Consider the following 10,417-nt stretch of genomic DNA (forward strand, 5'->3'; position numbering starts at 1 on the left):
GTGGATTTTGTTTTAGAAACGTTGCGCGAGGCATGTAATGGGAGAGATACGTATGGGGTCATATTGCACAGTGATCAAGGAGCTCAATATACGTCCTATGCCTTTCAGGCATTAGCAAAAGAAAACGGCATCATCACAAGCATGTCCCGCAAAGGCAATTGCTTTGATAATGCCGTCATAGAATCCTTCCATTCCTCGCTAAAGTCGGAAGAATTCGCCACTCAATTAAGAGCGACCCTTACATCTACTATTGTAATAGAAAAAGTAGTAAATTACATGTATTATTACAATTATATACGACCGTTTTCCAAATTAAACTGCCACACCCCTGTGGAGTACAGGACCGTGGCAGCATAGGTGTTTTTTCTTGTCTCATTTCCCTGGGCCAGTTCACATCTTCGCAGGCCTCTTTTTATTGGGAATCTATAGCTGCTCTTCTTTTTCCAGTACTGGCACTTCTACATTTACGGTATCCGGGTATTTAATTCCCGCCCCTGTATTTAACGCGACTACCCGTTCATTTCTTTTGATTCTGCCTGCATTCCTAAGACGCCTGATCGCTGCAAATGCTGCTCCGCCTTCTGGACAGACAAATGCCCCTTCGCTTTTGGCAATCGCTTGTTGTTCTTCGGCGATGGCCTCATCCTCTATCGCAATAGCCCATCCTTCAGTTTCATATACTGCATCCAGAACCAAAAAATCACCTATCGCTTTTGGCACATTGATACCAAAAGCCATCGTATCAGCATCTTCCCAATACTCGGAATGTCTTTCACCATTTTCCCAGGCTTTAACGATAGGAGCACAGCCAGTAGACTGGACCGCTACAAGTTTGGGCAGACTCCCTTCAATCCACCCTAGTTCTTTTAATTCATTTAACGCCTTGTAAATCCCGATAATCCCAACGCCGCCTCCAGTAGGATAAACGATAACATCCGGCATTTCCCAGTTTAGTTGCTCGGCAATTTCTATCCCCATAGTTTTCTTGCCTTCAATTCGATATGGTTCCTTTAAGGTAGAAGCGTCAAACGCTCCGCTTTCTTTCACATATTCACCGACCATTTTGCCGGCATCACTAATCAACCCATTCACCAAGTATAAATGAGCCCCAGCCATGGCACATTCGTTTCTCGTAATTTTAGGGGCATCTACCGGCATAACAATGGTAGATTCAATACCTGCCCTGGCTGCATACAATGACCAAGCTGCACCAGCGTTTCCATTTGTAGGCATGGCCAGTGTCTGTATGCCTAATTCTTTTGCTTTTGAAACACCAACCGCTGAACCCCGTGCTTTAAAAGAACCCGTTGGTATCATGCCTTCATCTTTCATATAAACCTGTTCTATATCCAGCTCTTCACTAAGGCGGGGCATAGAGAGAAGCGGTGTCATCCCTTCTCCTAACGAGACAACGTGCTCCTCGCTTAAGACAGGCAGAAGTTCATGATACCTCCATAGATCATTGCTGCGGTTTACAAGGTCTTCTTTCCGAAACGATTGTTTTAAGCTCTCCAGATCATACTGAACTAATAAAGGAGCTCCACATGTGCATAATTGCTGGGGTTTCGTGCTTTCATATGTTTTCTCACATGCTGAACAGTACAAATGAGATACATAACTAAAGGCCATTGCATTTTCATCTCCTTGCTCATTAATAGTAGGCATATACAAGCGAAAAGCCCTTAGCCAAGGGCTCTTCGCCTCTTACATTAACTTTCTATCATTTCTATTAACAGATCTCCCGTTTCAACTGCATCACCGTTTGAAGCATACACTTCTTTTATTTTCCCTCCCATCGGAGCTTGTACAGTTGTTTCCATTTTCATAGCTTCTGTGATCATTAAATGATCGCCTTTCGTGACTTCTTCACCTTTTGTTATTAAATTTTTGAGCACTGTGCCCGGCATAGATGCAGCAATATGGTTCGGATTCTTTTTGTCTGCTTTTGGACGGGAAAGTTCAGCTGTTTTTATTGTTTGATCTTTAATAATAATTTCTCGCATTTGGCCATTAAGCTCAAAGTAAAGAGTTCGTCTTCCATCTTCTTGCGGGTCTGAAATCGATGCTAATTTTACAATCAACGTTTTTCCCTGTTCAATTTCAACTTCAATTTCTTCTCCAAGGCGAAGGCCGTAAAAGAAGGTTGGTGTGTTAAGCACAGATAAGTCACCATAAGCATCGCGGGTGTCCCTAAAATCTTCATATACCTTCGGATACATCAAATACGACAAGACATCTTCTTCAGTAATCTCTCTTTCAAAACGTTCTGCCAAAGATCGTTGAACGTCTTCGAAATCCACCGCTTCCATATGCTCACTTGGCCGTCCTTGGATTGATGTTCTTCCTTTTAAAACAAGCTTCTGCAATTGTTCAGGGAAGCCTTGATACGGCTGACCTAATTGGCCTTGGAAAAACTCTATCACTGATTCTGGAAAATCGAGGCTGTCTCCTTGCTCGTACACATCCTGCTCGGTAAGATCATTGCTTACCATGTATAGCGCCATATCTCCTACTACTTTAGAAGAAGGGGTAACCTTGACTATATCACCAAACATGTGATTCACCGTATTGTACATAAGCTTAACTTCTTCCCAGCGATCCTTTAAACCAACCGCATTTGCCTGTTGCTGTAAGTTGCTGTATTGGCCTCCAGGCATTTCATGGGTATATACTTCCGTGTGGGGAGAGGTCATCCCGCTCTCAAATCCAGCGTAGTATGACCGGACACTTCCCCAGTATTTTGACAGTTCCTCTAAATGATCAACATCCACCTGCGGTTGGCGGACATTTCCGCTTAAAGAATAATAAAGGCTATTTGCACTTGGTTGAGAGGTTTGTCCGGCCATAGCACTTACAGCAGTATCTACGATGTCCACACCTGCTTCTGCTGCTTTAGCATACATATGCATTCCGTTACCACTTGTATCATGAGTATGCAGATGGATTGGAAGGTCAACCGCATCTTTTAAAGACGAAATTAATGAGTAGGCCGCTTCCGGCTTTAGCAAGCCAGCCATATCTTTAATGGCAAGCATATGAGCCCCTGCATTTTTTAATTCTTTGGCCATATTTTCATAATAAGGCAGGTCGTATTTTGGACGTTTTGGGTCATGGATATCGCCGGTGTAACAAATCGCTGGTTCTGCCACTTTTCCTGTTTCCCGAACTGCATCAATAGCTAACGTCATTCCTTTCACCCAATTTAAACTGTCAAAAATTCGAAATACATCTATGCCTTCATCGGCTGACTTATGGACGAAAGAACGAATTAAGTTATCTGGATAGTTTTTATAACCAACGGCATTTGATCCTCTTAACAGCATTTGGAAAAGAAGATTAGGCATACGATCCCTCAACAACTTTAACCGTTCCCAAGGGTCTTCATGGAGAAACCGCATCGACACATCAAAAGTGGCCCCGCCCCACATTTCCACCGAAAATAGCTCAGGCAGCAAATGAGAAGTAGGTGCTGCACCGCGCAGTAAATCGTACGTTCGCATGCGAGTGGCTAACAATGATTGATGGCCGTCTCGAAATGTTGTATCTGTTAATAAGACTTCCTTTTGTTCATTTACCCACCTTGCTAATCCTTCCGCTCCCTCTGTTTCAAGAATTTGTTTTGTCCCATTTTTTGGGGCAGAATCCGCAGGCAGCCTATCATCGAACGAAACAGGTTGGGTTAAAGTCGGTTTCTTTCTGTCTTCTAGCCCTGGATAACCATTAACTGTAGTCTCGCCGATATAGGTTAACATTTTTGTGCCCCGGTTTTGGCGGACCGGAAAATTAAATAATTCAGGAGATGAATCAATAAAGGATGTGTTATGTTCACCTACTCGAAAGCTTTCATGCTGCATCACGTTTTCTAAAAACGAGATATTTGTCTTAATTCCCCGAATTCGAAATTCTTTAAGGTTGCGAAGCATTTTAATGACAGCCTCATCAAAAGAAAGAGCCCAGGTAGAAACTTTAACTAGTAAAGAATCATAATATGGTGTGATCACTGCCCCGGTATGACCATTTCCTGTATCCAACCGAACGCCAAATCCTCCCCCGGCCCGGTAAGCTAAAATCTTCCCGGTATCCGGGTAAAAACCGTTGGCCGGGTCTTCTGTAGTAATTCGAGACTGAATCGCATAGCCGATACACTGAATATTTTGCTGCGCAGGCAGAGACATTGGAACTTCATGTAAAGCGTGTCCCATTGCAATTTTCAATTGAGATTGAACGATGTCCACCCCGGTCACCATTTCAGTAATCGTATGTTCGACTTGCAGGCGAGGATTGACTTCTATAAAATAAAAATCTTCATTTTTAGTTACTAAAAATTCTACCGTACCCGCATTGACGTACCCTACGCTTTCTGCAAGCTGGACAGCCGCATCACATATCCGTTCTCTCGTTTCATCACTCAGCGAGACACTTGGAGCTATTTCCACTACCTTTTGATGACGTCTCTGAATCGAACAATCCCGCTCGTACAAATGAAGAGTATTCTCATGATGGTCTGCTAGAATTTGAACTTCGATATGTTTCGGGTTTTCAATAAACTTCTCTACATAAATTTCTTCACTTCCAAAAGCTGACTTCGCTTCAGATTTTGCCCGTTCATAGGCATCTTTTAAATCACTTTCGTTGTTGACGATGCGCATCCCCCGGCCTCCTCCGCCGAGAGATGCTTTTATAATTAAAGGATATCCATGCTCACTCGCAAACTCACTCAATTCTGACAATTCATTTAAAGGCTGTTCTGAACCCGGGATCACAGGAAGACCGGCATTGATTGCTTGTTTTTTTGCCTGTACTTTATCACCAAACATCACTAAATGTTCAACAGTAGGACCAATGAACAAAATGCCGTTTTCCTCACACCGTTTTGCGAATTCGGTATTTTCAGACAAAAATCCGTAGCCTGGATGAATAGCATCAATTCGGTTTTGGTTAGCAACATCAATAATCCCTTCGATATCCAAATAGGCTTCAGTCGGCTTCTTGTCTTTCCCAACTACATACGCTTCGTCTGCTTTATAACGGTGAAGAGCCCCGCTGTCTTCCTGCGAATAGATAGCAACCGTTTCCATCCCAAGCTCCGAACACGCTCTAAAAATTCGAATCGCAATTTCTCCACGATTAGCAACAAGTACTCGATTGATGTGTTTGTTTACTGCAGCCTCCATTCATCCAACCTCCTGTTTATTCTCATGATTTTTTTATAAAACGTCAATTTTCTTTCCTCAGAACGCTAACTATTTACTTACTAAACATAGAACCCTATACTCAAGTTCTGGCTTTAGAAGAAGATTCCATCTGGTATAGGAATATTCAAAAACTCATCAAACACGAAATAAATGAAGATGAGAGCTCCTGCTGCAGTAATAACAGGGCGAAGAAAAGCCATCATTGATTTTTTCATGCCTTCCAAATACCAAATGAACGCAGTCACAAACACAAAGCTGACCGAATAAAAACCAATCACTGGTATTAAATAGACAAAAGCAATCAACACCACGATCGCTGCCCATTTTCGTCCTGTAACTTTCTCTGTATTATCATCTACCTCTTCATCTTCTACTTCACTTGCTTCATATTCCCGTTCCTTATAATAAGCTCGTTTTATAAACAGGGCCTTAAAAAGAAGAGCCAGACTGAAAATTAATAACAAGGCAATAACCAATTTAGGGAAAATATCAGAAGGGTTTGTAAGATCCTGTGTCCAAATATAAAACATCAGGGTAATACCTAATAAAACACCGGATACTCCAACATCTCTCCATTGTTCCTTTAGTAACAACTCCTTCACTCCTTTCAATTACCGCTAATTCTGCTAAGATTCGTCTGTTCCTCGTGCTTTTCGCTGCTGATAGGCAACCCAAAGTGGGGTGAAAAGAGAAAGCACTGTTAAGATAATTAAAATCACCGTAATTGGGCGAGTAAAGAACAGCGTAAATAAATTATCTCCTGTCCCTGTTTCAATCACTGAAGAAACAAAGCCTTGCTCTGCGATAACGCCCAGGATCAACCCTAATACTATCGGAGCTACATGGATGCCAACTTTGATAAGGAAGTACCCAACAATTCCGCATGCGAGCATAATGTAGACATCTACAAAGCTGTTGCGAATTGCATAGGAACCCATTACTGCCAAAACAGCAATTACTGGCACCAAATAACTAATCGGCACGTTCAGCGCACGTACGAAGAAGCGCGTTCCGATTAAACCGATAATTAAAAGTAAAATATTTGCCACAATCAAACCAACAATGAATGTATACGCCACATCTCCAGAAGCTTGGAACAACTCCGCCCCCGGTCTCAGCCCATGAATTAAAAGTCCTCCCAGCAGCACTGCTGCAACCGGGCTTCCTGGTATCCCTAGTGTTAGCAGGGGGATGAGCGACGAACTAACGGTGGCGTTGTTGGCAGATTCACTCGTTACAACTCCATAAGAGTTACCTTTTCCGTATTCTTTAGGATCTTTGGCGAAACGTTTAGTTTCATTGTAAGCAACGAAAGAAGCCACGTTGCCGCCTGCACCGGGCAGCATACCGACAAACGTGCCAATTAAGGAACTGCGGATTAATGTAATTGGCCGTTTAAATACATTCACGAAGGCTTCTTTGTACATTCCTTTTTTCTCATCAATGCGAGAGACGTATTTGCTGTTTGATTCGATTAAATGGATCAGCTGAGGAATAGTAAAAAAACCGATCATAGCAGGAATTAATTCAATTCCTTGGTTTAGATCCCCAATTCCAAACGTAAATCGTGCTTGTCCGGAAACAGAATCAATCCCTATTAATGCAAGCAAAAGCCCCAGGGTAGCTCCGATCATCCCTTTTAAAATCGAATTGCCGGCTAAGCTTCCGATAATAGTAAGACCAAACACAGCCAGCCAAAAGTTTTCAGGCGGACCAAAACGGAGCGCGAATTCTGCTAACATTTGTGCTAAAAAGAGTAAAAACAAGGTACCGATAATACCGCCGATAACTGAGGAGGTCAAAGCGGTCACCAAGGCTTTAATGGCTTGGCCTTTTTTCGTCATTGGATAACCATCAAATGTGGTAGCCACATTGGCCGGAGTACCAGGCGTGTTTAATAAAATAGCAGAGTTCGCTCCACCAAACATAGCCGCCGTGTAAAGAGCACCTAGCATAAGAAGCCCTGAAGCTGGGTCCATTCCAAACGTTAATGGAACGAGAAGTGCTACCCCCATGGTTGCTGATAACCCTGGCAATGACCCTATAACAATTCCACCAATGATTGCGAGTGCCATTATCATCAAGTTTCCGGGTTGAAGACTTGTCAACAACCCGGTAAGAATATCCGCTCCCATTTCGTTATCCTCCTTTCAAAGTAAAGTCCTATTTTAAATAGGAGAATGCTCCAGCAACTGCTCAGATAATTGTTTCAACTCTTCATACACTTCATCCGAAACTTCAATGCCTTGATTTAACGTTTTTTCTGCTTTAATTTGCTTTCTCTCTCCAGGAATGTGAATTTCTTCATAACCTTCTGCCTTAGGCACTTCTTTTATCTCTTGAATCATTTGATCAATTCGGTCAAAATACATCTCTTCGTTCATATAGTGATTGATCTCCGATAAGATCATAAAATGACCAACGTTTGCATCATCCGCCTGATCGTCATATATGTTGTTGACATGAGGCCCGAACGCTGCGCCGGAAAGAACTCCTGCCATCACTTCAAGCGATAAAGCAAGGGCATAGCCTTTTGCCCCGCCAAACGGAAGAACGGCTCCTTCCAACGCTGCGTTCGCGTCTGTGGTTGGATTGCCATCTTTGTCAATCGCCCAGTCCTCTGGGATGGTTTCATTATTCTTTGCAGCCAGGATGATATTCCCTCGAGCAACAAGACTAGAGGACATATCTACTACAATAGGAGATTGACTGGCAGGGAAGCCAAAGGCTATTGGATTTGTTCCGAAATACGCATTCTTTCCTCCCCAAGGCGGTATGCCTTTTGGCGAATTTGTCGTCATCATGCAAAAGGTCCTGTCCCGGGCAATGTGATTGCAATAATAAAACGCATGACCAAAATGATTGCTATTACGAATCGCAACCGACATAATGCCGTGCTCTTTTACTTGTTTCAATGCTTCTTGTGTTGCTTTGTGCATGACAACTTGGCCTAACCCATTATCCCCATCTACAACCAACACACTTCCCTGTCGCTCAAATGTTACTTCGGGAGAGGGATTAATACGCTTTTCCAGCAGTCGTTTGACGTAAATAGGAACACGGGAGATACCGTGCGTATTAATGCCATGTACATTGGCATCAATAATAATTTCAGCAGCAACCGCTGCGTCTTCCGTAGGGCATCCTGCTGCCTCAAATATGTCCTTGGTAAAACTTCTGGCTTCTTCTACTGCAATCTTCAAAAGCGCTTCTCCTTTCAACTTTTGTCAGATTCGCGAATTAACGTTGTTTCTACACTATTCAAATGGTTTAACATGGCTTCTCGGGCTTCTTCAGGCTTGCGCTTGATCATCGCTTCAGCCACCTTGTAATGCTCTTTCATTGAAGTAAGAGATCTTCCGGGAATCATTAATGCTCTCGTTCTTCCTTTTTTCAACAGCAAAATAAGATTGCTCATAATGCTTTCATAAACCATATTTTGAGCACATTCAGCTACCAGGCTGTGAAAATCGTGGTCAGCTCGTTCATAGAGGGAGATTGTTTCAGCTTCATTTGAGGCGTGTACTTGGTCATTATAATCAAGAACATTTTGATACAATTTTTCTAATTGATCATTTGTTCCTCGCATAGCTCCCCAGTAGGCCGCTTCAGGTTCTAGGGTCTTTCGAATTTCAAACAATTCTAGAATCGAATCCTTTGTGCTAAAAAAAGTGCCCGCAAACATCTCCATGCGGTGTTTATGATTTTGCACAAACACGCCCTGCCCGTGCTTAATCTTTATGAACCCTAGCGCAGATAAGATTTTATAAGCTTCCCGAATAGTGGGCCGGCTTACATTCATTTTGATGGCTAAGTCTCTTTCAGCCGGAAGTTTTTTATCAGGCTTTAATTCATTCCTTATAATTAAATCTTGTATATGTTCCACCACTTTGTGAGAATGGCTGACCTTGTCTTCGTTAATTTGTTTAAACATACAGTGCCCCCCCTCAACCGATATAAAGAACTAACCCCCCTAGCCAGTAAGCGCTTTCAGTTAAATAGAAAAAAGAAGGGGCTTAAAGCCCCCTTATCCACCCTGACAAAAGACAACAGATTATTGGCCATCTCAAAATGGTTCCGTATCCAATTTTAAATTTGTTTCAACTTTTTCAGTCAGAGTATCTATTAAATACTAACGCCTGTCCGGTGAATCGCAAAGCCGGTATGTTCCTGCAAGATTTCTGCTTTCGTCAGTTTGCCGCTGCATGTTTCCATGACTTCGTCATAAATTTGATCCCCGGCATCCTGCAGGCTTAAGTCTCCGTTAAAGATATCGCTCAAGTCGAGCTCCATCGTATCTTCCATCGCTTCAAAGGAGTTCACGTTGCTGGTAATACGGATCGTTGGCATGATTGGATGGTTGATCACGTGGCCGCCGCCTGTGCTAAAGACGAGCACTTGCGCGCCTGCCGCTGCGATGCCTGTGATCGATTCGCTGCCGTGCCCTGGCGTATACATGATATAAAGGCCGGAATCATCAGTCGGCTGCTCCCCGTAATCAATCAAGCCGTTGATCGGTGCTGAACCGCTCTTCTGATAAGCACCGAGCGACTTTTCTTCAATACTGCTCAAGCCGCCCATAATGTTATCACCTGTCGGCTGGGAGCCGCGGATGTCTTCACCGCTTGCCAACGCGCGCTGTTCAAATCCATCGATGGCAGCGACAACATCATCGCCTACCGCTGCCGTGACCGCCCGGTCGCGGATATGGTCTTCAGCGCCCATTAGCTCGGTCACCTCAGCCAGGATGGAACGTCCGCCCTGGTTGATGATGCGATCGGAACAGTGGCCGAGGGCTGGATTTGAACCAAGTCCGGAAGTTGTATCCGAGGTCCCGCAGTTCAAGCCGAATAACAGCTTCGATACGTCCACCGGCTCGCGCGTCAAGCTGGAAAGTTCGCGTTTCATGTTCATCGCTTTGCGCAAAGCTTGGGCTGTGGCTTCAATCGCGCCATTGGAGTGACGAATGTTTACGATCTCAACCGGCTTTCCGGTCTTTTGAATCTCATGAGCGATTTCTTCAGCGGTACAACCTTCCTCCCGGAAGTGGTCAATCACGATGACACCACCTACGTTCGGGTTCTTCCCGGTCCCTACCAGCGTGTGGAACGTCGTCCGCAAGTCCGGACGGACTTGGCAGCGGCCGAGTGGATGCGTGATCGCTACAGCGCCTTCGATGCTGTCCGCCACCCGCTCTGCCGTCGAGTTCGCATAAATCGTTC

Annotated in this window: 8 protein-coding genes; 1 reads left to right on the forward strand and 7 read right to left on the reverse strand. The window is 43.9% G+C overall.

All coding sequences use genetic code 11. The features are described from left to right. Positions 1 to 357, forward strand: a 357-nt coding sequence (locus tag D469_RS0119145; RefSeq protein ID WP_018922133.1) for a DDE-type integrase/transposase/recombinase, incomplete at its 5' end; no start/stop codon positions are given. A 66-nt stretch (positions 358 to 423) separates the two neighbouring features. On the opposite strand, the gene D469_RS0119150 is transcribed toward D469_RS0119145, so the two are convergent. From D469_RS0119150 to D469_RS0119180, 7 genes are all read right to left on the reverse strand, one after another. Then, entirely contained in the window at positions 424 to 1,629 is a 1,206-nt protein-coding gene (locus tag D469_RS0119150) for a threonine synthase (protein ID WP_018924995.1), read from the reverse strand. Between the two features lie 80 nt (positions 1,630 to 1,709). After that, positions 1,710 to 5,174: a pyruvate carboxylase gene (gene pyc, locus D469_RS0119155; protein ID WP_018924996.1), complete on the reverse strand. Its 3,465-nt coding sequence runs from the start codon at positions 5,172 to 5,174 to the stop codon at positions 1,710 to 1,712. 113 nt (positions 5,175 to 5,287) lie between these two features. Then, positions 5,288 to 5,788, reverse strand: a complete 501-nt coding sequence (locus D469_RS0119160) for a tripartite tricarboxylate transporter TctB family protein (protein WP_018924997.1) — start codon at positions 5,786 to 5,788, stop codon at positions 5,288 to 5,290. A gap of 33 nt (positions 5,789 to 5,821) precedes the next feature. After that, entirely contained in the window at positions 5,822 to 7,330 is a 1,509-nt protein-coding gene (locus D469_RS0119165) for a tripartite tricarboxylate transporter permease (RefSeq protein ID WP_018924998.1), read from the reverse strand. 33 nt (positions 7,331 to 7,363) lie between these two features. Continuing rightward, positions 7,364 to 8,398, reverse strand: a complete 1,035-nt coding sequence (locus tag D469_RS0119170; RefSeq protein ID WP_018924999.1) for an Ldh family oxidoreductase — start codon at positions 8,396 to 8,398, stop codon at positions 7,364 to 7,366. A 14-nt stretch (positions 8,399 to 8,412) separates the two neighbouring features. Next, complete coding sequence (locus tag D469_RS0119175; protein ID WP_018925000.1) at positions 8,413 to 9,129, reverse strand: FadR/GntR family transcriptional regulator; 717 nt, start codon at positions 9,127 to 9,129, stop codon at positions 8,413 to 8,415. A 191-nt stretch (positions 9,130 to 9,320) separates the two neighbouring features. Beyond that, a complete protein-coding gene (locus D469_RS0119180) occupies positions 9,321 to 10,412 on the reverse strand; it encodes a UxaA family hydrolase (RefSeq protein ID WP_338053743.1) in 1,092 nt (363 codons plus the stop codon). Positions 10,413 to 10,417 lie beyond the last annotated feature (5 nt).

Source organism: Salsuginibacillus kocurii DSM 18087 (assembly GCF_000377705.1).
GTDB classification, from domain to species: Bacteria; Bacillota; Bacilli; order Bacillales; family Marinococcaceae; genus Salsuginibacillus; species Salsuginibacillus kocurii.

Bases quoted from the DNA above. Each gene is read 5' to 3' on its own strand.
- D469_RS0119150 (WP_018924995.1), bottom strand. From the start codon at position 1,629: ATGGCCTTTAGTTATGTATCTCATTTGTACTGTTCAGCATGTGAGAAA.
- pyc (WP_018924996.1), bottom strand. From the start codon at position 5,174: ATGGAGGCTGCAGTAAACAAACACATCAATCGAGTACTTGTTGCTAAT.
- D469_RS0119165 (WP_018924998.1), bottom strand. From the start codon at position 7,330: ATGGGAGCGGATATTCTTACCGGGTTGTTGACAAGTCTTCAACCCGGA.
- D469_RS0119175 (WP_018925000.1), bottom strand. From the start codon at position 9,129: ATGTTTAAACAAATTAACGAAGACAAGGTCAGCCATTCTCACAAAGTG.